Annotated in this window: 21 protein-coding genes; 15 read left to right on the top strand and 6 right to left on the bottom strand. The window is 78.5% G+C overall.

From position 1 onward, the window contains the following. Positions 1–33: 33 nt before the first annotated feature. Both ACFY07_RS12845 and ACFY07_RS12840 read right to left on the bottom strand, forming a co-directional pair. Positions 34–828 carry an SDR family NAD(P)-dependent oxidoreductase gene (locus tag ACFY07_RS12845; protein WP_390868680.1) on the bottom strand — a complete coding sequence of 265 codons (795 nt, stop codon included), beginning with the start codon at positions 826–828 and terminating at the stop codon, positions 34–36. 148 nt (positions 829–976) lie between these two features. Next, positions 977–1,126 carry a hypothetical protein gene (locus ACFY07_RS12840; protein WP_390868679.1) on the bottom strand — a complete coding sequence of 50 codons (150 nt, stop codon included), beginning with the start codon at positions 1,124–1,126 and terminating at the stop codon, positions 977–979. 185 nt (positions 1,127–1,311) lie between these two features. Here ACFY07_RS12840 and ACFY07_RS12835 point away from each other — a divergent pair, with 185 nt between their 5' ends. The 3 genes from ACFY07_RS12835 (at position 1,312) to ACFY07_RS12825 (ending at position 3,678) form a co-directional block, all read left to right on the top strand. Continuing rightward, positions 1,312–1,617 carry an STAS domain-containing protein gene (locus ACFY07_RS12835; RefSeq protein WP_390868678.1) on the top strand — a complete coding sequence of 102 codons (306 nt, stop codon included), beginning with the start codon at positions 1,312–1,314 and terminating at the stop codon, positions 1,615–1,617. Between the two features lie 325 nt (positions 1,618–1,942). Then, entirely contained in the window at positions 1,943–2,329 is a 387-nt protein-coding gene (locus tag ACFY07_RS12830; RefSeq protein WP_230653753.1) for an ATP-binding protein, read from the top strand. 284 nt (positions 2,330–2,613) lie between these two features. Continuing rightward, positions 2,614–3,678 carry an NAD(+)/NADH kinase gene (locus tag ACFY07_RS12825; RefSeq protein ID WP_390868677.1) on the top strand — a complete coding sequence of 355 codons (1,065 nt, stop codon included), beginning with the start codon at positions 2,614–2,616 and terminating at the stop codon, positions 3,676–3,678. Positions 3,679–3,731: 53 nt separating this feature from the next. On the opposite strand, the gene ACFY07_RS12820 is transcribed toward ACFY07_RS12825, so the two are convergent. After that, positions 3,732–4,853: an NADH:flavin oxidoreductase gene (locus ACFY07_RS12820; protein ID WP_390868676.1), complete on the bottom strand. Its 1,122-nt coding sequence runs from the start codon at positions 4,851–4,853 to the stop codon at positions 3,732–3,734. Positions 4,854–5,540: 687 nt separating this feature from the next. Between ACFY07_RS12820 and ACFY07_RS12815 the strand changes: the two genes are divergently transcribed. Continuing rightward, positions 5,541–6,308: a hypothetical protein gene (locus ACFY07_RS12815; protein WP_390868675.1), complete on the top strand. Its 768-nt coding sequence runs from the start codon at positions 5,541–5,543 to the stop codon at positions 6,306–6,308. Here the strand turns inward: ACFY07_RS12815 and ACFY07_RS12810 are convergent. After that, positions 6,296–6,448 carry a hypothetical protein gene (locus tag ACFY07_RS12810; protein WP_390868674.1) on the bottom strand — a complete coding sequence of 51 codons (153 nt, stop codon included), beginning with the start codon at positions 6,446–6,448 and terminating at the stop codon, positions 6,296–6,298. The genes ACFY07_RS12815 and ACFY07_RS12810 overlap by 13 nt on opposite strands. 835 nt (positions 6,449–7,283) lie before the next feature. Between ACFY07_RS12810 and ACFY07_RS12805 the strand changes: the two genes are divergently transcribed. Both ACFY07_RS12805 and ACFY07_RS12800 read left to right on the top strand, forming a co-directional pair. Further along, positions 7,284–7,988 carry a type 1 glutamine amidotransferase domain-containing protein gene (locus ACFY07_RS12805; RefSeq protein ID WP_390868673.1) on the top strand — a complete coding sequence of 235 codons (705 nt, stop codon included), beginning with the start codon at positions 7,284–7,286 and terminating at the stop codon, positions 7,986–7,988. A gap of 104 nt (positions 7,989–8,092) precedes the next feature. Further along, positions 8,093–9,472: an aldehyde dehydrogenase family protein gene (locus tag ACFY07_RS12800; protein WP_390868672.1), complete on the top strand. Its 1,380-nt coding sequence runs from the start codon at positions 8,093–8,095 to the stop codon at positions 9,470–9,472. Positions 9,473–9,659: 187 nt separating this feature from the next. On the opposite strand, the gene ACFY07_RS12795 is transcribed toward ACFY07_RS12800, so the two are convergent. Further along, entirely contained in the window at positions 9,660–10,457 is a 798-nt protein-coding gene (locus ACFY07_RS12795) for a GNAT family N-acetyltransferase (RefSeq protein ID WP_390868671.1), read from the bottom strand. A 989-nt stretch (positions 10,458–11,446) separates the two neighbouring features. Between ACFY07_RS12795 and ACFY07_RS12790 the strand changes: the two genes are divergently transcribed. The 7 genes from ACFY07_RS12790 to ACFY07_RS12760 all read left to right on the top strand — a co-directional run bounded on the left by ACFY07_RS12790 (position 11,447) and on the right by ACFY07_RS12760 (position 20,507). Beyond that, positions 11,447–12,604: a DUF1611 domain-containing protein gene (locus ACFY07_RS12790; protein WP_390868670.1), complete on the top strand. Its 1,158-nt coding sequence runs from the start codon at positions 11,447–11,449 to the stop codon at positions 12,602–12,604. Positions 12,605–12,630: 26 nt separating this feature from the next. Next, positions 12,631–14,565, top strand: a complete 1,935-nt coding sequence (locus tag ACFY07_RS12785; protein WP_390868669.1) for an ATP-binding cassette domain-containing protein — start codon at positions 12,631–12,633, stop codon at positions 14,563–14,565. A 145-nt stretch (positions 14,566–14,710) separates the two neighbouring features. Next, positions 14,711–14,926 (top strand): hypothetical protein, encoded by a 216-nt coding sequence (locus ACFY07_RS12780; protein WP_230747773.1) that lies wholly within the window; start codon positions 14,711–14,713, stop codon positions 14,924–14,926. A 538-nt stretch (positions 14,927–15,464) separates the two neighbouring features. After that, the gene (locus ACFY07_RS12775) at positions 15,465–16,559 is read left to right on the top strand and encodes a glutamate--cysteine ligase (RefSeq protein WP_390868668.1); all 1,095 of its coding nucleotides are present in this window, start codon (positions 15,465–15,467) and stop codon (positions 16,557–16,559) included. 202 nt (positions 16,560–16,761) lie between these two features. Further along, the gene (locus ACFY07_RS12770) at positions 16,762–18,486 is read left to right on the top strand and encodes a DUF3556 domain-containing protein (RefSeq protein ID WP_390868667.1); all 1,725 of its coding nucleotides are present in this window, start codon (positions 16,762–16,764) and stop codon (positions 18,484–18,486) included. Beyond that, positions 18,479–19,888, top strand: coding sequence for a phytoene desaturase family protein (locus ACFY07_RS12765; RefSeq protein WP_390868666.1), 1,410 nt, complete (start codon positions 18,479–18,481; stop codon positions 19,886–19,888). Before ACFY07_RS12770 ends, ACFY07_RS12765 begins: the two co-directional genes overlap by 8 nt. A gap of 91 nt (positions 19,889–19,979) precedes the next feature. Beyond that, positions 19,980–20,507, top strand: a complete 528-nt coding sequence (locus tag ACFY07_RS12760; RefSeq protein ID WP_390868665.1) for a YcxB family protein — start codon at positions 19,980–19,982, stop codon at positions 20,505–20,507. 146 nt (positions 20,508–20,653) lie between these two features. Here the strand turns inward: ACFY07_RS12760 and mihF are convergent, their stop codons facing one another. Beyond that, on the bottom strand, positions 20,654–20,986 hold the full coding sequence (gene mihF, locus ACFY07_RS12755) for an integration host factor, actinobacterial type (RefSeq protein ID WP_230747785.1): 333 nt from the start codon (positions 20,984–20,986) through the stop codon (positions 20,654–20,656). Positions 20,987–21,180: 194 nt separating this feature from the next. Here mihF and ACFY07_RS12750 point away from each other — a divergent pair, with 194 nt between their 5' ends. Together ACFY07_RS12750 and ACFY07_RS12745 are read left to right on the top strand one after the other, a co-directional pair. Beyond that, positions 21,181–21,618, top strand: a complete 438-nt coding sequence (locus tag ACFY07_RS12750) for an ATP-binding protein (protein ID WP_390868664.1) — start codon at positions 21,181–21,183, stop codon at positions 21,616–21,618. A gap of 63 nt (positions 21,619–21,681) precedes the next feature. Then, on the top strand, positions 21,682–22,629 hold the full coding sequence (locus tag ACFY07_RS12745; protein WP_390868663.1) for a Rieske 2Fe-2S domain-containing protein: 948 nt from the start codon (positions 21,682–21,684) through the stop codon (positions 22,627–22,629). Positions 22,630–22,896 lie beyond the last annotated feature (267 nt).

Raw genomic sequence — 22,896 nt, 5'->3', positions numbered from 1 at the left:
CCACGGGGTCACGGCGGATCAGGACCGGCGCCGTCACGGGACGATCGAGTCCACGTAGCCCCCGTCGACCCGGACCGCCGCACCCGTGGTCGCCGACGCCTGCGGGGAGCTGAGGTAGACGACCAGGTGGGCGATCTCCTCCGGTTCGATGAGCCGCCCCAGGAGCGACTGCGGCCGGTGGAGGCGCATGAACTCCCGCTGGGCCTCCTCCCAGGGGCGGTCGCGCCCCACCAGGTCGTACACGAAGTACTCGACGCCGGGGGTGTGCGTGGGCCCGGCGATCACGGAGTTGACGGTGACCCCGGTGCCGGCGGCCGCCTTCGCGAAGCCGCGGGAGACGGCCAGGAGGGCGGTCTTGGTCATCCCGTAGTGGATCATCTCGGCGGGGATGACCAGGGCGGAGTCGCTGGCGATGTTCAGGACCCGGCCCCAGCCGCGCCGCTCCATGCCCGGCAGGTAGGCGCGGATCAGGCGCACCGCGCTCAGCACGTTGGTGTCGAAGTACGTGCGCCACCGCTCGTCGGTGATCTCCAGCGGGGCGGCCACCTCGAAGATCCCGAGGTTGTTGACCAGCACGTCCGCGTCCGGGACCTCCCGGAGCAGCGCCTCGGCCCCCTCGGACGTGGTCAGGTCCGAGGCGACGGTGACGACCTCGGCCCCGGGCGCCGCCTCGGCGACCCGGTCGGCCGCCTGCCGCAGCCGGTCCTCGCCCCGGCCGGTGAGGACCGTCCTGGCCCCCGCCTGCGCCAGGCCGGCCGCGACGGCCAGGCCGATGCCCTGGGAGGAGCCGGTGACGACGGCGGTCCTGCCGCCCAGATCGATGCGCATGCGCCGCACGCTCGCACACCCGCGGGCGCGGGGCGGCCTGCCACGCGAGCGGACCCTCCCCCCGGCCCACGGACGGAGCAGCCCGGGAGCGGGCACGGGGGCGGGCGGCTGCGGGCGGGGGGCGGCTGCGGGCTGCGGCTCGGGCCCTTCAGCGGAGGACGGCGGTCATGTGCCCGCCCTCCACGGCGGTGCCGCGGCAGCCGCCGGCGCCGTGGACCGTGGGAGCGGTGGAGAGGAGCAGCCGGTCGTACCGGTGCCCGCCGCACACGTCCGTGCACAGGTGAGCCCTTGGCCGCATCGGGGTCGCGGGACGGCGCCGCGGGTGCCGGGGCCTGCGTCGGATGGCGCATTCCGGCCCCCGCGGCCGGCCCGCCCCGGGTCAGGGATGGGCGCAGGCCCCGGCATGTGTCAGGCTGGGGGCCGGCGGTACTCACCCGGACGGAAGAAGCCCGGTCACCGGAGGCCGCGGAAGGGGTGCGACCGGTGGAAGCCAGGACCGAGGTGGACGCGACCGGCACGGTGCGGGTCGCGGTGGCCGGCGACGTCGACTTCGACACCTGCCCGGTGCTGGCGGCGGAGCTGGCGCCCCTGGCCGAGAGGGCGCCCGCGACCGTGGTCGTGGACCTGACCGAGGTGTCGTTCATGGACTCCTCCGGCCTGCACGTCCTGCTGGCCGCACGGCACCGGATCAGCGCGGCCGGCGGCCGGATGCGGATCGTCGGGGCACGGGAGCAGGCCCTGTTCCTGTTCGAGGTGGCCGGGGTGACGGGGCTGCTGGACGCCGCGTGACGGGCGGCGCCGGGCCGGTACCGGGAATTCGCACCGCCCGACCGGGTATCGGACGCGGATCGGGGGGTAGCCGCCCGGGGTGACCACCCCCGACACCGCCGTCCGGACCGCGTCGGACCAGGACGAACCCCGGGAGCGGAGCCGCTTCGGCGCCCGCCTTCCCGGCCCGATCCGGACCGTCTGTGCGGGAACCCGCGCACCGGGCCCGTGTCCGCAGGGCCCGCCGCGCCCCGGCCCCGGCGGCGGCCCCCCGGACCGGCCCGGCGACGGCCACCCCGACGGCGGCGTCCCCGGCGGCGCACCCGACAGCGGCAGGAGCACGCCCATGCGCCGGCAGGCCACCCTCGACGGCACCCCCGGCACCGCCGCCACCGCCCGCACCCTCACCGCCGACCTCCTCACCCACGCCGCCGCCACCGGCCACCCCCTCACCGACCGCACCCGCGAGACCGCCCTCCTCGTCGTCAGCGAACTCGTCACCAACGCCACCCGCCACGCCCCCGGCCCCTGCCGCCTCGACCTCACCCTCACCGACCAGCACCTCCACATCACCGTCGAGGACACCCACCCCGCCCTCCCCGCCCCCCGCACCCACGACGCCGCCCGCATCGGCGGCCACGGCCTCGAAATCGTCCTCGCCCTCTGCACCCGCCTCCACACCGAGACCACCCCCCACGGCAAACGCCTCCACGCCCACCTCCCCCTCACCTGACCCCCACCGCACCGCACCGCACCGCACCGCACCGCACCGCACCGCACCGGCGGAACGCAACACCCGCCCGCCCCACCCCCGGACAGCCCGCAGCAACCGCACCACCACGGACGGACGGGGCACGGGCGGCACCGGCCGTGGCCCGGGTCTGCGGCACGACGGCCCGGCCGCCGTCGGCGTGGACGGCGGCACGGACGGCCGCGGGGGCTGCTCAGCCGGCGCGGCGGACGCGTGCCCCGGGGCGCATGCTGGAGGGCGGAACCGCTCGAACCGGGAGGTGCCCGATGCCCGTCGGCCGGGTCGGCATGGTGGTGCACGAGGGACGGGAGGAGGCCGTGTCCGCCGCCGAGGCGGTGCGCCGGTGGTGCGCGGCGCGGGACGTCCCCGCCGTGGACATCGACGTGTGGCGGGACGACGAGCCGCGCCACGGGGGCCGGGAGGAGGCCGAGGCCGCGGGGAACCCGGACCTGATCGTCACCCTCGGCGGCGACGGCACCTTCCTGCGCGGGGCACGGATCGCCGCCGCCTGCGACGCCGCGGTGCTGGGTGTGGACCTGGGACGGGTCGGCTTCCTCACCGAGGTCGCCGCCGCCGGGGTGGAGGACGCCCTGGACGCCGTCCACGAGGGGCGGGCGCTGCTGGAGGAGCGGATGACGCTCACCCTGCGCGCGTCCCGCCCGCTGGAGCTCCCCGAGGGCATGGAGGCCCTGCTGCGCTACGGCCGCGGGCCGGCCCTCCCCCCGCCGCACCTGAGGCCCGGCGACCCGCAGGACGTGGGCTGGGGCGTGGCGCTGGACGTCACCGCCCTCAACGACGTGGTGTTCGAGAAGCTCGCCCGCGACCGGCAGGCGAGCCTCGCCGTCTACCTCGGCGGGCGCCTGTTCGCCTCGTACTCCGCCGACGCGGTGGTCGCCGCCACGCCCACCGGCTCCACCGCCTACAGCTTCGCCGCCGGCGGGCCCGTGGTCTCCCCGCACGTCGACGCCGTCGTCTTCACGCCCGTCGCCCCGCACATGGTGTTCGACCGCACGCTGGTCGTCGCCCCGGACGAGGTCGTGGCCGTGCGGGTCCTGCCGCACTCCGGCCGGGTGGCCGTGAGCATCGACGGCCAGCTGCGGGGCGTGCTGGACCCCGGCGACTGGGTCGCGGTCTACGCGGCGCCCCGCCGGCTGCGGCTGGTCCGGCTGGGTCCCACCGACTTCTACGGCCGACTGCGCGAGCGCTTCCGGCTGGCCGACGCCCCGGCGGCCGCGGCGGACGGGCAGGCCCCGCCGCTGTACCGGCCCGACGGGCCGGTCCCGCCGGACCTGGCCCACCTGCGCCTGCCGCCGCACCCGGGTGACGGGTGACGGGACGGCCCCGGTCCCCTCCCGGGAGGGCCGGGGCCCGGGGCGCCGCCCGCTCAGTGCAGGGTGCGCAGGAGCTCCGGACCGAAGGGGACGAGGTCCCCGACGCGGCCGGAGCGGATCTTGTCGGCCCATTCGGGGTCCGCGATCAGGGCGCGCCCGACCGCGACGAGGTCGAACTCGTCGCGCTCCAGCCGGTCCAGCAGGCGCTCGATGCCGGCGACCCCGGCCTTCCCGCCCTGGAACGCCTTGATGAAGTCGCTGTCCAGGCCGACCGAGCCGACCGTGATGACGGGCCTGCCCGTGAGCTTCTTCGTCCAGCCCGCGAGGTTGAGTCCGGAGCCCTCGAACTCCGGCAGCCAGTAGCGGCGCGTGGAGGAGTGGAAGACGTCCACGCCGGCGGCGGCAAGCGGGGTCAGGACCGCCTCCAGCTCCTCGGGCGTCGTGGCGAGCCGGGCGTCGTAGTTGCCCGCCTTCCACTGGGAGGTGCGGAAGACGATGGGGAAGTCCGGCGACACGGCCCGGCGGCACGCGGCGACGATCTCGGCGGCGAAGCGCGTGCGGGAGACCGGGTCGCCGCCGTACGCGTCGGTGCGGCGGTTGGTGCCCTCCCACAGGAACTGGTCGACCAGGTGGCCGTGGGCGCCGTGGAGCTCGACGCCGTCGAAGCCGGTGCGCTCGGCGGCGGCCGCCGCGTCGGCGAAGGCCGCGACGACGGCGTCGAGGTCGTCCTGCGTCATCGCCCGGCCGGACCGCGCGCCGTCGAGGCCGAGGCCGGAGGGGCCGACCGGCGGGGCGTCCGGGTACGGGGGCGCGCCGGCGGTGCGGGCCATGCCGACGTGCCACAGCTGCGGGACGATCCTCCCGCCCGCACGGTGGACCGCATCGGCCACGCGCGCCCAGCCGTCCAGCGCGTCCTCCCCGTGGAAGCGCGGCACGCGGTCGCTGGTCCCGGCCGACGGGTGGCCGACGTAGGTGCCCTCCGTGACGACCAGTCCGACGCCGCCGGCGGCACGCCGGGCGTAGTACTCCGCGACGTCGGCGCCGGGCACGCCGCCCGGCGAGAACTCGCGGGTCATCGGCGCCATGACGATGCGGTTGGCCACGGTCAGGCCGCCCACCGAGAAGGGGCGGAACAGAACCCGGGCCGCGCGGTCGGCGGTGCTGCTGGAGGTCACGCCGGATACTCCTCGGGTCGGTGGCGGGCCGTCCTCCCCGGGCGCGGCCCGCAAGGAGCGGATACCGCCCCGGGAGGCTTTCATCCGGGGCCGGCGCGTGGCGCACCTCACACGGGTGCCGCCGGGGCGGCGCGGAGGCGTTGCACGGCTGTGACGACCGCCGGACAGGGCCCGGACCCCGGGCGGGCATCCTTCGGGCGGCGTCCGGACCGGCGGCCCGTCCGGACGCCGCCCGCCCGCGCACCGCGCGGCTGCGGCGGGCACGGCGGCGGCTGCACCCCCGGGGGCCTTCTCATGCCTGCTCGCACACTCGTCGCCACCGCCACCGCCGTCGCACTCGCCGCGGGCACGGCGGCCCTGCTCACCGGGTGCGGCCCGTCGGACGACGGCCGCACCGCGGCCGGCAGCCCGGGGTCTCCCACGGCTCCCGCCGCCTCCCGCGCCGTCCCGGCGGGCGGAACGGGGGGTTCCGGGGGCACGGGCACGGCCTCCCCCGGCGGGTCCGGGGGACCGGGAGGGACCGCGGGAGGGGCTGCGCCGGCCGTCCCTGCCGCGAAAGGCGGGACGGGCGCGGGCGGGACAGGCGCGGGCGGGACGGGCGCGGGCGGGACGGGCGCGGGCGGGACGGGCGCGGGCGGGGGGAGGAGCGGGACGCTGACCGTCAGCGACGGCACCCGGTACGTGCGGGTGGGCGGGGCAAGGGTCGACTTCGGCACCCCCGTCCGGGACCTGGCCTGGTCCCCGGACGGCCGCAGGGCGGCCTTCGTCGACGGCCGCGGCGACCTCGTCGTCTCCGCCCCCGACGGCAGCGGGCGGACGGTCGTGGCGGGGAACCCCGGCGGGCAGACCTGGTCCCACCCCGCCTGGCGGGTGATGGCGGCCGACCCCCGCCACGGCTTCAGGGCGCGCAACGACCTCGTCTTCGCGGCCCGGGTCGAGGGGGTCACGGGGCTGGAGACCGTGCCCGCCACCGGCGGCACGCCGCGGCCGCTGGACCTGCCGCTGCGGGCCGGGGAGGGCGGGAGCGGGGGGCCGCTGCCGCAGGCGGGCAACACCTGGCCGAGCGCGGGCGGCCGGTACGCGGACGTCGCCTACGCGAACCCCTCCACCGGGGAGGTCTACGTCCTCGACGACAACCTGCGCGCGACGAGCGCCCCGGTCGGGCACGGCTCGGAGCCCGCGGTGTCCCCGGCCGGGCCCGGCGGGGAGGTCGTCTTCGTCCGCTCGGTCGGCGGGCACGACCACCTCCTCGTGAGCAGGGCGACGGAGAACGGGCGGGTGACGAGGGACCTCACCCCGTACGCCGCGACGGACTACACCGAGCCCGCCTTCTCCCCCGACGGCCGCACCGTCGCCGCCAGGACCCCGGACGGCGTCGTCACGCTGCCGGTCGACGGCTCGGCCGGCCCCGTGCGGGTCTCCGACCGCCCCGGGCTGCCGGCCTACCGGCGCTGACCCCGCCCGGCGAGTTCGGCGCGCAGCTCGTCCAGGTGCACGTCGGACGTGTCGTGGGGCAGGAACTCGACCACGTCCAGGAAGCGGAAGAGCACCTGCGTCGCGGTGACCGCGTACTCGTAGGCGCCGAAGCCCGCCACCGCGCCGGTCGCACCCCGCGCGGCGCCCCGGACGGCGCGGCCGTGCCCCGGCGTGCGTTGGGCCGGGCCAGGTACGGGCAGACCATGGCGGCGTAGAGCATGCACGCCCGGTGGCCGGGGCCCTCGGTGGTCGGGGCGAGGTTGCGGTAGGGGCGGCCCGCGGCCAGGGCGTCGGCGATCGCCGCGCTCTCGGCCGCGCCCACCACCCGCCACACGCTCCCCGGGGGCATGGGCGTGCCGCAGACCGCGCAGAGCCGCATCCGCGCGCAGTCGGCGCTGCGGGCGTGGTCGGTGAGGGCGAAGCGCGGCTCGCCGTCCTCCCACGGGGTGACCGCTGGTACGGGGTAGCCCCGGGGGTCGCGGGGCCGGTCCCGGACGGCCGGGGGCGTCGGGACGGTGTCGAAGCGCACCCGCCATGCATACCAGGGCCGTCCGGACGCGGGCCAGGCCCCGTCCGGCGCGGGCCGGGCGCGCTCCGGCGCCCGGCCGGCCTCCCTCGTGCGGGCCGGATCCCGCCGGCCTCAGCGCACCGCCGGCCGCCCTCTGCGCTCCCGGCCTGCGCGGGCCGGGGCGCACCGGCCGGGCGTTTCGTCCGGCGCGGGCCGGGCACGGGCCCGGAGCAGGCCGTGTCCGGATCCTTCCGGCGGCCGGACGGCCCCCGTCCGGGGCGCCGGTGGCGCGGACCGCCCCCGGCACCGCCGGGGAGGCCGGGAAGCCCAGGATCACTTGACATTGTCAAATGCTGTCGTTTACATGTATTTAGTTGCTTGAGCTACTCAAGCTTATGCCGCGGGCCCCGTTCCCGCGGCACCGACACCGCTGCAAGGAGGCAGTCATGACCGCCGTCCTGTTCGTCGTCACCGGCGCCGACCACTGGACCCTCGCCGACGGCACCCCGCACCCCACCGGCTTCTGGGCCGAGGAGCTCGCCGCGCCGCACCGCGTGCTGCGCGAGGCCGGCTGCGAGGTCACCATCGCCACCCCCGGCGGCGTGGTCCCCACCGTCGACGCGGGCAGCCTGACGCCCGACGCCAACGGCGGCAAGGAGCACGCGGACGAGGTGGCCTCCTACCTGGAGTCGATCCGGACCGACCTGGAGCACCCCGCCAAGCTGGAGGAGGTCGACCTCGACCGGTACGACGCGGTCCTCTACCCCGGCGGCCACGGCCCGATGGAGGACCTCGCCGTCCACGCCGGCTCGGGCCGCCTGCTCACCGCGGCGCTGGACTCCGGCAAGCCGCTCGGCGTGCTGTGCCACGCCCCCGCCGCCCTCCTCGCGGCCCGGCGCGAGGACGGGTCCTGGCCCTTCGCCGGGTACCGCCTGACCGGCTTCAGCAACGACGAGGAGCGCGCCGTCGGCCTGGCCGACAAGGCGCCGTGGCTGCTCCAGGACCGCCTGGAGGAGCTGGGCGCCGACTACCGGTCCGCGGCCCCCTTCAGCGAGCACACCGTGACGGACCGCAACCTGCACACCGGTCAGAACCCCGCGTCGTCCGAGCGGCTGGCACGCGAGCTGCTGGCGGCCCTCGGCCGCGGCTGACCGCCGCCCGGCCGCCGCGGCCCGCGGACCGCGGCGGCCCGCACCCGGCCCGACCACCCCCGCACGCCGCCCCGGCGGCAGCACGGCACAGACGAGGCACACGCATGGCACACCCCGTATCCGACACCCGCACCCCCGAGGCCACCGCGTCCGGCGCCGCCGGCCGCGGGCAGGACGCCCCGGAGCAGCCCGCGGCGGTCGTCGCCCGGCTGCGCGCGGCCTTCCGCACCGGCCGGACCAGGCCGCTGGAGTGGCGCGCCGGGCAGCTGCGGCAGCTGCGCGCCCTGCTGACCGAGCACGGCGAGGACCTCGCCGCCGCCCTCCACGAGGACCTGGGGAAGAGCCGCAAGGAGGCGTTCCGGACGGAGGTCGACTTCACCGTCCGGGAGATCGACCACACCCTGGAGCACCTGGAGGAGTGGCTGCGGCCCGAGCCCGCCCCCGTCCCGGACTTCCTCGGCGGGGCCACGGCCTGGACCGTCCACGACCCGCTCGGCGTCGTCCTGGTCATCGCCCCGTGGAACTACCCGGCGCAGCTGCTGCTGGCCCCCGTGGTCGCCGCACTGGCCGCGGGCGACTGCGTGGTGGCCAAGCCCAGCGAGCTGGCCCCCGCCACCTCCGCCGTGCTGGCCCGCCTGCTCCCCGCGTACCTGGACGCCGAGGCGGTCGCCGTCGTCGAGGGCGGCGTGCCCGAGACCACGGCCCTGCTGGAGCAGCGCTTCGACCACATCTTCTACACCGGCAACGGCACCGTCGGGCGGATCGTGATGGCGGCGGCGGCCCGCCACCTCACCCCCGTCACCCTCGAACTCGGCGGCAAGTCCCCGGCGTTCGTGGACCGCGGCACGGACGTGGCGCAGGTCGCCGCCCGGCTGGCGGCGGGCAAGTTCCTCAACGCCGGCCAGACCTGCGTGGCCCCCGACTACGTGCTGACCGACCCGGAGACCGCCCGCGCGCTGGAGTCCGCCCTGGCCGACGCCGTCACGGCGCTGCACGGACCGGACCCGGCGGCGTCGCCGGAGTACGGCAGGATCGTCAACGAGCGGCACTTCGACCGCCTGGTCGGCCTGCTCGGCTCCGGCCGCACGGTGGTCGGCGGCGGCCACGACCGGGAGACCCGGTACATCGCGCCGACCGTCCTGGCCGGGGTGGCCGCGGACGAGCCGGTGATGCAGGAGGAGATCTTCGGTCCGATCCTGCCGATCGTCGAGGTCGACGGCCTCGACGAGGCGATCGCCTTCGTCAACGACCGCGAGAAGCCGCTGGCGCTGTACGCGTTCACCGAGGACGAGGACGCCCGGCGGCGGCTCTCCGAGGAGACCTCCTCCGGCGGCCTCGCCTTCGGCCTGCCGGTCGCGCACCTCACCGTCCCGGACCTGCCCTTCGGCGGCGTCGGCGAGAGCGGCATGGGCAGCTACCACGGCCGCTGGGGCTTCGAGACCTTCAGCCACCGCAAGGCCGTGCTCGACAAGCCGCTGGACTGACCCCGCCGCCCTGCGGCGGCACCGCCACCGCCACCGCCCGGCCGCGGATGCGCACCCCGCGCGTCCGCGGCCGGCGGCGTGCACGGGGGGCGGGGCGGCGGGCTCGACGGCGGGACCGCCCCGGCCGCCGCCGCGACGGCCGGTCGGGTCCGGCGGTCCGGCGGTCGACCGGGGCCGCGCCGCCCGGTCAGCGGCCGCGGTCCTCGCGCCGGGGCCGGTGGACGTACGGGGTCGTGGTGTCCAGCGGGACGAACCCGAGCCGCTCCAGGATCGGGCGGCTCCGGTCGGACGCGTCGACCCGGAGGTACCGGTAGCCGAGTTCGGCGGCGGCCCGGGCGCGGTGGGCGACCAGGGCCCGGTACAGGCCCCGGCCCCGCCAGGCCGGCACGGTGCCGCCGCCCCAGAGGCCGGCGAAGTCCGTGCCCGGCTCCAGTTCCATCCGCGCCGCGCACACCGGCAGGCCGTCGGCCACCGCGACAGCCATGCGGAGCGTCTCCGGGCTGTGCGCCAGCCGGTCGAGCAGCCGCCGCCGCAGGCGGTCGCCGTCCGCGCCGAACGCCTGCTCGTGGACGTCCACCACGAGGTCCACCCCGGCCGGGTCGGCCACCGGGAGCAGGCGGACGCCCTCGGGGAGGCCGGCGCCGGCGGGCAGGTCCCGGATCCGGGCGACCATCACGGTCTCCTCCGGCTCGGGGGTGAACCCGGCCGCCCGCAGCCGGGCGCCGAGGTCGCCGGGCCGGTCGCGGGCGTACAGCTTCCACTCGAACTCCCGCCCCAGCGCCGAGAAGCAGCGCACCTGGGCCGCGATCGCGGCGTCCGCCGTCCCCTCGTCGAGGTCCGACCAGACGACGCCGTTCCAGCCGTGCTCCGCGCCGACCTGCCGCACCACGGAGCCGTCCCGCTCCACGCGGGCGCCGGGGCCGTCGGGCCGCGCCCCGCGCCTCACCTGGCGGTCGAACAGGGCGAGCACCTCTGCGTGGTCCATCCGCCCATCCCAGCACGGGACGGGCCGCCGGTCACCCCGATTTCCCCCGCGCCCCCGCGGGGCTCCGCCTCCGAGGGCGCCACGGCCGGTACCGGCGGCTCCGGCACGGCCGCCCCGCGGCCGGGGTCTCCGCCGCCGGGGCCGACCCGCCCGGGCACCCGCGCCGCAGCCCCGCACCCCGCGGGGAAGCGGACGCGGGACGACCCGGTCTGCTACCTTCGCGACTGCGCGTCAGGTGTCGTGCGGTCAGGCGGGCTGCTCCGGGGAACCGGGACGCCACGGCCCGCGGCCGCCGCCCGCATCCGGCCCGCACCCGCCCGACGGGCGCCCTCGCGGCGCCCTGCGGATCCTGCCCTCTTCCAGGAGACCCGCCCCGCGGCCCCGCGCCGCGGACCACCGCCGCCCACGCCCTCTCGGGGGGCACGGGCCGCCGCCCCTCCCTGGAGAGTCCGTGCCTGCCCCACCCCTCCCCCCGGCCGTCCCGGCCACTGCGCAGGCGGCGTCCGCCGTCCCGGGCGCGGGCGGAACCCCGCGGGTCCGGGGACCGCTGCCGCGCCGCACGCGGGCCTGTGCCGACCCGGCGGCCGGGGCGGCGCCGGGGCTCCCCGCGGACACCGGCGGGGCGGCGCCGCCCGGCGGCCCGCCGCCCGGGAGGGCGGGGACGGACGCGCTCCGCCTGCCGCCGCGGGCCGGCGCAGCCCGCCCGCCGCAGCCCCGCGGCTGAGGCGCACCCACCGGACGCGCCACCGGCGCGCCCGGTGCGCCGCCGCGGACGCCGCGGCTCCCCGGCCCGTCCGCGGGTCCGCGGACCCGCCCGCGGGCGGGCCGCCCCGGAGGACGGGCCCCGCACGGACGGACGTGTGCGCACCCGCGGAGGGGCGCCCGCACCGGCGGACCGCCCCGGACGGACCGCCCCGCGCCCGGACGGCACCCCCACACGCAAGCCCCGGACCGGGCCGAGCCCCGTCCGCGAGCCCCTGGAGAGACCCATGGACCACGTGCACTTCGAAGGCGTCGCCGACGGCGGCGAGGCCAAGGTCGCGTACACCGCGCGCCGCCTGCTGGACGTCGGATACGGCACCCTGCGCCCCCTGCGGGTGCGGACGGGCGAGCACCGGCCGCGCCGGGGGGACCTGGTGCTCTGCCGGGTCACCGGCATCGGGCAGCACCGCTTCCTGGGGCAGCGGGACGGCGCACGCAGCCGGCTGTTCCCGGGCGACGGCGTGGTGGTCGTCTACGGGGACCGGTACGCGCCCGACCAGTTCGAGGCGGTGGTCCCCGACCACCTGGGCCCCTGCCACCTGGCGGCGGGCGGCGGGATCGCGGCGACGGTGGTCTCCCGGCACGCCTCCATGCTGCCGCCCACCGCGCTCCGCCCCGTCGGACTGGTGGCGGGCGAGTCGGGGGCGACGCTCAACCTGCGGGCGCTCGCCCACCCGCTCGGGGCGGACGGGCCGGTCCGGCCGCCGACCGTCGCGGTGCTGGGCACGTCGATGAACGCGGGGAAGTCCACCGCCGCGGCGTCCCTGGTCCGCGGCCTGGTGCGCGCGGGCCGCCGGGTGGGAGCGGCGAAGGTCACCGGCACCGGCGCGCCCGGCGACCCGGTGCTGCTGGCGGACGCGGGGGCGGCCTGCGTCGTCGACTTCACCGACTTCGGCTTCCCCAGCACCTACCGACTGGAGGCGGCCGAGGTCCTCGGCGTGCTGCGGGCGGCGGTGGCGCACCTGGCGCGGCAGTGCGTGGACGCGATCGTGCTGGAGGTCGCCGACGGCATCCTGCAGCGCGAGACGTCGTTCCTGCTGGGGACGGGGACGTTCCGGCGCCGGGTCGGCGGTGTGCTCTTCGCCGCGCCGGACGCGGTGAGCGCGGTGGCGGGGTCCCGGTACCTCGCCGGGCAGGGCCTGCCGGTCCGGGCGGTCGGCGGGGTGTTCACCGCATCCCCGCTCGCCGTGGCGGAGGCGGCGGAGCTGCTGGAGGTCCCGGTCTACGGGTCGGCGGACCTCTCCGAACCGGCCGTGGCGGCGTCGGTCCTGACGGGGGCTCCGGCCGTGCCGGCGGCCCGGGTGCCGGACCGGGCCGTCCCGCAGGCGCCGGAGCCCGGCGGGCGGCAGCTGGCGGGCTCCGGCGTCGGTGACGCGGTCCGGTGACCCGACGCGGCGGCCACCGCATCCGCATGCCGCGCACCCTGGGCGGCGGCCGGCGGCGGATGACGGTCCTGCTGGTGCTGGCCGGCCTGGGCCAGGCCCTGTGCGTGGTGGCGCTCTCCGTCGCGCTGCACGTGCTCGCCGCCCGGGCGCGGCACCCTCCCGGCCCGTCCGGGGCCGCGGCGGGCCCGGGCGGCGCGGGCGGCGCAGGCGGCCCGTCCGGCGGGGCGGTGTGGGACTCCCCCGCGCACTGGCCGGCCGCCGCGCTGGTGGCGCTCCTGGCGGCGGCCGCGGTCGCCGCGGTGGCCCTCCAGGCGGTGCGCCCGCCCCTCGCGGAGCGTCTGGCGCAGAGCTACGTGCACGCCGTCCGGATGCTGCTCTTCGACCACCTGGCGCACAGCGTCGCGTGGGGCCCGGGGCGCCGCACGGTCGGGGTGACGGTGCTGCGGTTCACCGGCGACGCGGCGGCCCTGCGGCTGTGGGTGGGCCGGGGGCTGGCCTCGCTGCTCGTCGACGGGGTGTCCGTGGCGGGCACCCTCGCCGCCCTCGCCGTCCTCTCCCCCGGGGCGGGCGCGGCGGCGGCCGTGCTGGTGGCGGCGACCGCCGCGGGCTCCGTCCTGGTCGGAAGGGGCCTGGCGGGGCGGCTGCGGGAGACGCGGCGGCACAGCGGGCGGCTCGCGGCGTTCGTCAACGAGCGCGTCACCCACACCGCCGTGCTGCAGTCGCTCGGCCGGGTCCGGCAGGAGCGCCGGATGCTCTCCCGGCGCAGCAGGCGCCTCGGCGAGGCGGCGGTGGAGCAGGCCCGGTGGGCCGGGGCGCTGGGGGCGCTGGCGGAGGGCTGCCGGATCGGGACCGCCCTGGTGGTCGTGGGGGTGGGGTTCTCCGACGCGTCCCACCGGGAGCTGCTGGGGTGGCTGCTGCCCGTGGCGGGCTTCCTCGGCGGTCCGGTCTCCTCGCTGACGCGGGTCCAGGAGTACCGGCAGGCGTCGGCCGTGGCCCGGCGCCGCATCTGCGAGGTCCTCTCCGTCCCCGCTCCGCTGCGGCCGCCCGCCGGCGCGGGGGCGCTGCGCGGCGGGCCCGGCCGCCTGGACCTGGCCGACGTGTGCGTGGAGGGCGTCCTGGACGGCGTCACGGCGTGCGCGGAGCCCGGGTCGAGGGTCGCCGTCACCGGCCCCGCGGGCGGCGGCAAGTCGCTGCTGCTGGCGGTCGCCGCACGGCTCGCGGTGCCGGACCGGGGGTCGGTCGCGCTGGACGGCCGGCCGCTGGCCCGCCACGACCCGGACTCGGTGCACCGCGCGGTGCGGCTGGTCAGCCGCGACCTGCCGCCGCTGCGGGGCAGCGTGTCGGCGGGCCTGCGCCACGGCGACCCGCCGCGACGGCCCGCCGCGCCGCGGACGCGCCGTCCCGGACCTCCCCCGGCGGACACGGCCCGCGACCGCGCCCGGAGGCACGCCCGGGACCACGCCCGCGACGGCGCCCGGGAGGACCCCCCGGACCCCGCCCGGGACGACCTGGCCGGACGTCTGGAGGAGCGCCTGGCCGCCGCCCTGCCCCGGGGCCTGGACACGCGGGTGGGCGAGGGGGGCCTCGGCCTGTCGGCGGCGCTGCGCCACCGGGTGGCGCTGGTCCGGGCGGTGCGCAGCCGGCCGCCGGTGCTCCTCGTGGACGAGGCCGACCTGGCGGGGGAGCTGTTCGAGGAGGTGTGGCGGGACTACCCCGGGAGCGTGGTGTGCGTGACCGCCGCCGCGCACCTCCTGGCCGGGGCGGACGCCGTGTGGGTGCTGGAGGGCGGCCGCCTGGCGGTCCTCCCGGCGCGGGCGGCGGCACACCCGGCGGGGGCGGCGCGCCCGCCCCTCCACGGCGCCCGGCGGGCCCCGGGCGCCGCAGGGGCCGGCCGGGGTGCGCCCCCGGCCCCGGGGGCGCACCCCCGGACCGCCCCGGAACGCTCTGTTACAAACCAGTGACACAGAGTCGCCGTCCGGCGCTTGCGGCGGCCTCCCGCGAGGCCGTAGCGTCCGGTGTCGTCGGACGGGACGTCCGACGACACCGGACGACGGGCCGCCGGCCCGCCGCCCCTTCCCACCCCCACTCCCCCCTGAGGAGATCCCTGTGATCGACGCCACCGAGCTCGAGAACGAGTCCGCCGAGCTGCTGCCGGGCCGCGAGGCCCTGGGCCGGTTCAGCCTCAACCTCACGAAGCTGACCTGCGTCACCAAGCACGTGGCCAACGTCCACGCCGACAACAGCTCGTACGCGGTGAACAACTTCTCGGACGACGCCGTCGCCCAGGCCAACTCCGGCCAGTGGATCAGCGTCAACCAGTGACGCACCGGGGCCGGGGCGCGTGGCCGCCCCCGCCCGGAAGGCGCTAGGAGAGGCCCTCTCCCCGACCGCCCTCCCGCAGCCCGGACCCCCGGGGGTCCACCGCTCCGGCGGCGGACGGCCCGGATCGGGCGGCGGGGCGGACACGGGAGGCGGGTGCGCCGACCGGACCGCCGGACGACCCTCGCGGGACCGGCCCCAGCAGGACCGGCTGCCACCGGTCCGACCGTCGAACCGTGGAAGGACGGTGTTCCCGGCGGCGCGGCACTCGCCGCCGGGAACACCCCGCCGCACGGCCCGTCCGCGGGCCGCACCGCCCCGGCCCCGTCCGGGGCCTTCTGCCGTGCGCCGCAGGGCGCCGGCGGACGCAGGACGCAGGACGCAGGACGCAGGACGCAGGACGCAGCGTACGGCCCGCCGGGCCGCCCCGCCCCCGGACGCGGCGCGCGGGCGGCGCCCGCGCCGGCCCCCCTCCCCCGCGCCGGTCCCGCTCCCCCGCACGACCCCGGTTCCGGACCGGGAACCGGGGTACGCGTGATTCGTGATCAGTGTGGGCGTGGAGGAGGAGTTCCTGCTGCTGGACCCGGTCACCGGTCTCCCGGTGGCCCAGGCCGAGCAGGTGCAGGCCGCGGCCCGTCTGCAGCCCCCGCTGGGCGACCGCGAGCTCTCCCCCGAGCTGCTCCAGGCGCAGGTCGAGACCGCCACCCCCGTGTGCCGCGACCTGTCGGAGGTCGGCGGCCACCTGCTGCGGCTGCGGCACGCGACGGGCGTCGCGGCCGAGAAGTGCGGGTGCCGGATCGCGGCGTGCGCGGCGGCGCCGTTCTCCTGCGGCACGCCGGTCCCCGTGGCCGACAGCCCCCGCTACCGGGCGATGCGGGAGCAGGCGCCGCGCCTCGTGGAGGAGCAGCTGATCAACGGCATGCACGTCCACGTGGGCGTGGAGGACCGCAGGACGGGGGTGGCGGTCCTCAACCGCATCCGCCCCTGGCTGCCCGTCCTGCTGGCGCTGTCCGCCAGCTCGCCCCTGTGGTGCGGCGCGGACACCGGTTTCGCGAGCTGGCGCACCCTGGTCTTCGGCCGGTGGCCGGTCAGCGGCCCGCCGCCGCACTTCGCGGACGCGGACGACTACGAGGAGCGCTGCCGGACCCTGCTGGGGACCGGGACCATCCGGGACCTGGGCCAGCTGTACTGGCACGCGCGGCTGTCGGAGCGCTACCCGACCGTGGAGGTCAGGGTCGCGGACGTGCAGCTGCGGTGCGACGACGCGGTGATGGTCGCGGGCCTGACCCGCGCGCTGGTGGCGACCGCGCTGCACGAGGAGGAGCGCCGCCTGCCGCAGGCGCCCCCTCCCGGCGAGCTGCTGGCGGCGGCCACCTGGCACGCGGCCCGCTCCGGCCTGGGAGGGAACCTCGTCGACCCGCGCACCGGCGCGGCCCGGCGGGCGGGGGACGTCCTCGGCTCCCTCCTGGACCACGTGGCGGCCGCCCTGGACGAGGCCGGGGACACCCGCGAGGTCGCCTCCCTGGTGCACCGGCTCCTGCGGGAGGGCACGGGCGCCGACCGGCAGCGGGAGGCGCTGCGGCGCGGCCCGCTCGCCGTCGTCGACCTGGTGACCAGGGAGACCGTCTCGGGCTGAGCCCAGCGGCGCCGCCGGGCGGGCGGGCGCGGCGGCCCCCGCCCGCCGGCGCGGGTCACACCGAGCAGGACCCGTCGCACCCCTCGCCGCGGCACGGGCCCGCGTGGGAGCATCGCGTCCGCGCACCGCCCCCCGCGCCGCACGGCGGCCGGAGGAGGGGCGCCGCGCCGCGCCCGCGGGCAGGACGAGAGGGAGGACCGGCATGGGATTCCGCACGCCCCGCCTCGCGGACCTCGACGTCGGGGAGTGGCGCTCGCTCCCCTACCTGGACCGGATCAGGCCGCTCGCCCTGCACTGGGTCGACCACGGCTTCGGCACCCCCGGCGCCGTCCACCTGCTCTACGCCGCGAAGACCGCGGTGTACGCGGCGGGCGGCCTGGCGGTCGTCGCGGCCACCCCCGGCCTCGGCGGCCTCGCGCACCTCGGCTCCTGGTGGGCGGCGCCCGTCGCCTACCAGAAGCTGGCCGTGTGGACGCTGCTGTGGGAGGTGCTGGGCCTGGGCTGCGGGTCGGGCCCGCTCAGCTCGCACTTCGTGCCGCCGGTCGGGGCGTTCCTGCACTGGGCGCGGCCCGGCACCGTGCGCCTGCCCCCGTGGCCGGGGCGGGTGCCGTTCACCGGCGGCACCCGCCGGGGCGCCGCCGACGTGCTGCTGTACGCGGCGGTGGCGGCCGCGGCGGTGTGGCTGCTCTGCTCACCCGCCGGCCGGGACGGGATGCTGCCGCGCGTGCCGGTCGCCGCCCTCGCCGCCGCGCTGGCGCTGCTGGGCCTGCGCGACCGGACGGTGTTCCTGGCCGCCCGCGGGGAGCACCACGGGCTGGCGCTGGTGCTCTTCCTCTTCCCCGCCGCCGACCTGGTGCCCGCCCTGAAGCTGCTCATGGCCGCCCTGTGGTGGGGCGCGGCGACCTCCAAGCTCAACCGGCACTTCCCCTTCGTCGTCGCCGTCATGGTCAGCAACAGCCCGCTCCAGCGGTGGCGGCGGGTCAAGCGCGCCTTCTACCGGCACCCGCCGGACGACCTGCGCCCCTCGCGGACGGCCGTGCTCGCCGCCCACACGGGCACCGCGGTCGAGTACGCCGTGCCGCTGGTCCTGCTGCTCTCGCGCGGCGGCACGGCGACGGCCGCCGCCCTGGCCGTCATCGTCCTCTTCCACCTGCACATCCTCTCCACCGTGCCGATGGGCGTGCCCCTGGAGTGGAACGTCTTCTTCGTCTACTCGGCGCTGGTGCTCTTCGGCCGGTACGCCGCCGTCGGGCCGACGGCGCTGCACTCCCCGCTGCCGGCCGCGGTCCTGCTCGTCTGCCTGGTGGGCGTCCCGGTGCTGGGGAACCTCCGCCCCGACCTGGTCTCCTTCCTGCCGTCGATGCGGTACTACGCCGGGAACTGGCCGACCAGCCTGTGGTGCTTCCGCCGCGGCGCCGAGGGCCGGCTCGACGCGGGGGTCGCCAAGGCCGCGGCGCTGCCCGTCGACCAGGTCGCGGCCCTGTACGGGCGGGAGAACGCCGAGCTGCTGCTGCACCTGGGCCTGGCGTGGCGTTCGCTGCACAGCCACGGACGCGCGCTCAACGGCCTGTTGCCGCGCGCCGTCGGGGACCCCGACGCCTACGATGTGCGGGACGGCGAGACGGTCGCCGGAGCCGTCCTCGGCTGGAACTTCGGGGACGGGCACCTGCACGGGGAGCAGCTGCTGCGCGCGGTCCAGGAGCGCTGCGGCTTCGCCCCGGGCGAGCTGCGCGTCGTCGCCCTGGAGTCGCAGCCGGTGCACCGCCGGTGCCAGCACTACCGGATCCTGGACGCGGCGGACGGGACGGTCGAGGAGGGCTGCGTGGACGTGGCGGACATGACGGGGCGTCAGCCCTGGCTCGACGGGCCGGGGAGCACGGTCCCCGTACGGCCCGCGTGCCCGGCGGCGGCCGGTGCCCGTGGCTGACGCCGTCGTCGTGGGGTCCGGCCCGAACGGCCTGGCCGCCGCCGTCACCCTCGCCCGGGCCGGCCTCGAGGTCACCGTCCTGGAGGCCGCCGACAGCATCGGCGGCGGCACCCGCACCGGTGAGCTGACCGTGCCCGGACTGCTCCACGACCACTGCTCCGCCGTGCACCCGCTGGGCGCGGGCTCGCCGTTCCTCGACTCCCTCGGCCTGGAGCGGTACGGGCTGACGTGGCGGTGGCCCGAGATCGACCTCGCCCACCCCCTGGACGGCGGCCGGGCCGGCGTGCTGCACCGCTCGCTCGACGCGACCTGCGCGGGCCTCGGGGAGGACGGCGCCGCCTGGCGGCGGCTCTTCGGGCCGCTCGCGGACGGCTTCGACGACCTGCGCGAGGACGTGCTGCGCCCGGTGGTCCGCGTGCCCTCGCACCCGGTGGCGCTGGCCCGCTTCGGTGCGCGGGCGGCGCAGCCCGCCGCCGTTCTCGCCCGGCGGTGGCGCACCGGGGAGGCGCGCGCCCTGTTCGCCGGGGCGGCCGCCCACGCCATGCACCCGCTCACCCGGCCCGCGACGGCCGCCGTCGGGCTGATGCTGACCGCCGCCGGGCACCGCTACGGCTGGCCCGTCGCCGAGGGCGGCTCCCGGGCGGTCACCGACGCCCTCGCCGCCGTGCTGCGCGAGCTGGGCGGCACCGTCGAGACGGGGGTGCGGGTGCGCTCGCTCGCCGAACTGCCGCCCGCCCGGGTCGTCATGCTGGACCTCGCGCCCGGCGCCGCCGCCGACGTCTGCGGCGACCGGCTGCCGCCCCGGGTGCGCCGCGCCTACCGGCGCTGGCGGCACGGACCGGCGGCGTTCAAGGTCGACCTCGCGGTGGAGGGCGGCGTGCCGTGGACGGCGGAGGCCTGCCGCCGCGCCGGGACCGTCCACGTCGGGGGCACGCTCGCCGAGGTCGCCCACGCCGAGCGGGAGGTCCACCGCGGCCGGATGCCGGAGCGGCCGTTCGTCCTGGTCGCCCAGCAGTACCTGGCCGACCCCTCCCGCTCCCGCGGCTCCCTGCACCCGGTGTGGGCGTACGCGCACGTCCCGCACGGCTGGGACGGCGACGCCACGGAGGCCGTGCTGCGGCAGGTCGAGCGGTTCGCCCCCGGCCTGCGCGAGCGGGTCGTCGCCACGGCGGTCCGCTCCCCCGCGCAGTTCGCCGCGTACGACGCCAACTACGTCGGCGGGGACATCGCGACCGGCGCCAACACCGTCCGCCAGCTCGCCCTGCGGCCGCGGCCCGCCGCCGACCCGTACCGCACCGGCGTCCCCGGCGTGTACCTGTGCTCCGCCGCGACGCCGCCCGGCGCCGGCGTGCACGGCATGTGCGGCCACAACGCGGCCCTCTCCGCACTGCGGGGGCTGTGACCGGGGCGGCGGCCCGGGCCGCGACCGGGGAGGTGTCCGGGGCCGCGGCCCGGACCGGGGGCGTCCGGCCGGGGCCGCTACCCTCTGCCGGATGACACAGCAGACCGGACGGACCGTCGCCCTCTCCTACTCGACCGACGCGGCGGACTGGGCGGACGCCTTCAGCACGGCCTTCCGCACGCGGCGGAGCTGGATCCTCAAACCCTGGTTCACGCTGCCCCTGTCCCTCGCGGGGGGCTGGGCCGCGGTCCGCGCGGGCGACTGGTGGGTGCTGATCCTGGTGGGGTTCCTGGTGGTGATGTCGGTCCTCCCCCACCTGGTCTTCCTCCCGGCGGGCCGCCGGATCGCCCGCAACAACCCGCAGGTGTGCCGGGACCTGGCGGTGACCCTCGACGACGGGGGCGTCCACACGGTCACCGCCGTCGCGGAGGCCCGCGCGTCGTGGGCCCAGTACGCCCACTACGCCGAGACGGAGCGGGTGTTCGTGCTGATGACCGCGAAGCGCGGCGCGATGGTCCAGCCGCTGCCCAAGCGGGCGCTGCCCGACGCGGAGACCGAGCGGCACCTGCGCGAACTGCTCGACGGACACCTCGTCAGGATCGGTCCCGGGCGGCGCTGAGCGCAGGCCTCGCCCCGGACCGCCCCGCAGGACGCACCCGCAGGACGCCGGACGGGGCCGGACGCGGCGCTTCCCGGTGGTCGTGCGTGCCGGGGGCGCCGCGTCCGGCCGTCCGGAGGGGCGGGCGGCGTACCGGGCGGGGACCGTCACCGGCCGTCGACGGCCGCCAGGAGCTCCGCGCGCTGGCGGGCGCCGAGGCCGCGGACGCGGCGGGTGTCGGCGATGCCCAGCTCCTTCATGAGCTGCTCCGAGCGGACCGAGCCGATGCGCGGCAGGGCCTGGAGGAGCCGCAGGACCGGGATGCGCTGCGCCACGTGGTCCCCGGCGTCGGAGCGGGACAGGACGTGGCGCAGCCCGTCGGCGCCGTCCTCGGCGACCTTGCGCAGGAGCGCGGAGCGGGCGCGGCGGGCCTCCAGGGCCTTGGCGAGGGCTGCGGAGCGCTGCTCGGTGCTCAGGGCCGGCAGGGCGGGAGCGGACATGGTGTCCTCCGATCGTAGGGAACGACGGTCCGCCCCTTCCCCGTCGGCGGGGGTTTCATCACAGGGCGCCCCGGGCTTCCTCCGGACCCGGCGGGACGGCACCCCCGAACGGGTGCATGAGGGGCGGGAGGTGCGGACAGGCGATTCGTGGACGAAAAGCACGGACCGAGCGGACCGGACGGGGCGGGAACGAGATGAGCGGAACGTCGATCAAGGCCAAGGGCTGGGTCAGGACCCTCCCGGCGTCGGCCGGGGCGCGCGCCGGGCGGCAGTGGACCCTGCGCCACCTGGAGTCCCTCGGGTGGCCCGACAGCGACCCGGAGACGGTGGACGCGGTCCTGCTGACCGTCTCCGAGCTGGTCACCAACGCCCACGTCCACGCGCACAGCGACGCGCACCTCGTCCTCGCCTGGGACAGCCGCTGCCTGCACGTCAGCGTCGGCGACTCCTCGCCGTACCTGCCCGCCCCCCGTGAGCCCGACCCGGCCCGGACCTCCGGCCGCGGCCTCGCCCTGATCGGGGCCCTCGCCGACACGTGGAACGTCCACCCCACGGCGGAGGGGAAGACCGTCACCGCCTGCTTCATCCCCTCGGCCCCGGAACGGCCCGGGGAACGGCCCGGGGAGCGATAGGCCGTCCGGGCCACGGGCCGCCGGCGGGGTTTGGGAGGCGCCTGTCCGGCAACCCGGCCCTCCATGGAACCGGACCAGGTGAAGCAGAGCGACAGGGTGGAGACGACGGTCCGCCGTGCCCGGCAGGGAGCACGGCGGGCGGCGGGCGCGGCCGGGGCGGTGCCCGAGGCGCTGGACGCCCTCGGCCGGATCGAGGCGCTGGACGGGGTGGTCGCGGCGGTGCAGCGGGCGGTGCGGGGGCTGCCCCTGGGCCCGCTGCGGGACGTGCTGCACGGCAGGCAGGTCGGGCACCCCCTGCACCCGGCGCTGGTGCAGCTGCCCATGGGGGCCTGGATGTCGGCCTCCGTCCTCGACCTCGTCCCCGGCGCGTCGCGCGGGGCGCGGGTGCTGGTGGGGGCCGGGGTGGTCGCGGCGGCACCCGCGGCGCTGGCGGGGTGGGTGGACTGGGCCGAGCAGCACGAGCAGCAGATGCGCACCGGGCTGGTGCACGCCGCGTCGAACGTGCTGGCCGTGGGGCTGTACGCGGGCTCCTGGGCGGCCCGCGGCCGCGGGCGCGAGGGGCTGGGGAAGGCCCTGGCGCTGGCGGGCCTGTCGGCCGCGGGGGCGGGCGGTTTCATCGGCGGCCACCTGGCGTACCGGCAGGGGGCTGGGGCGAACAAGGCGGAGCCCGTTCCGCACCTGGTGGAACCGGGCTGGCACACCGTGGGCCGGATGGAGGAGTTCCCCGCCGGAGCGCCGGTGCGCCGGGCGGTCGGCGAGGTGCCGGTGCTCGTGGTGCGGGAGGCCGGCGGGAAGGTCCACGTCCTGGCGGACCGGTGCAGCCACCTGTCGGGACCGCTGTCGGAGGGCGAGGTCGCCGACGGCTGCGTGACCTGCCCCTGGCACGGCAGCGTCTTCCGGCTGGCGGACGGCAGGAACGTGCGCGGGCCCGCCACCGCGCCGCAGCCGTCGTTCGAGGCGCGGGTGCGGGACGACGGCACGGTGGAGGTCCGGCTCCCGGACGCCGGCTGACCCCGGCTCCGGCCGGTCCGGGCCCGGCCGTACCGGCGGCCGATCCCGGGCCCGGCCGTACCGGCGGCGGGCGGGGCCATGCCGGACGTCGCGGCGGGCCCCTCCGCCGCCGGCAGGGGGATCGCCGAGGCGGGCCCCCGAGGGGCAACGGGACGGTCATGGCTCCCTGAGGCCGCACCCCGTCACATGTCCGGCCCTGCCCAGTCGGTGCGACGCCGGGCTCCCGGCATCGAGCCGGGGGCGTGCGCCCCGGGGCCCGACGTCGGC

The organism is Streptomyces sp. NPDC001380 (assembly GCF_042895785.1).
Classification (GTDB): Bacteria; Actinomycetota; Actinomycetes; order Streptomycetales; family Streptomycetaceae; genus Peterkaempfera.
This window is presented reverse-complemented; position numbering and strand designations above follow the sequence as displayed.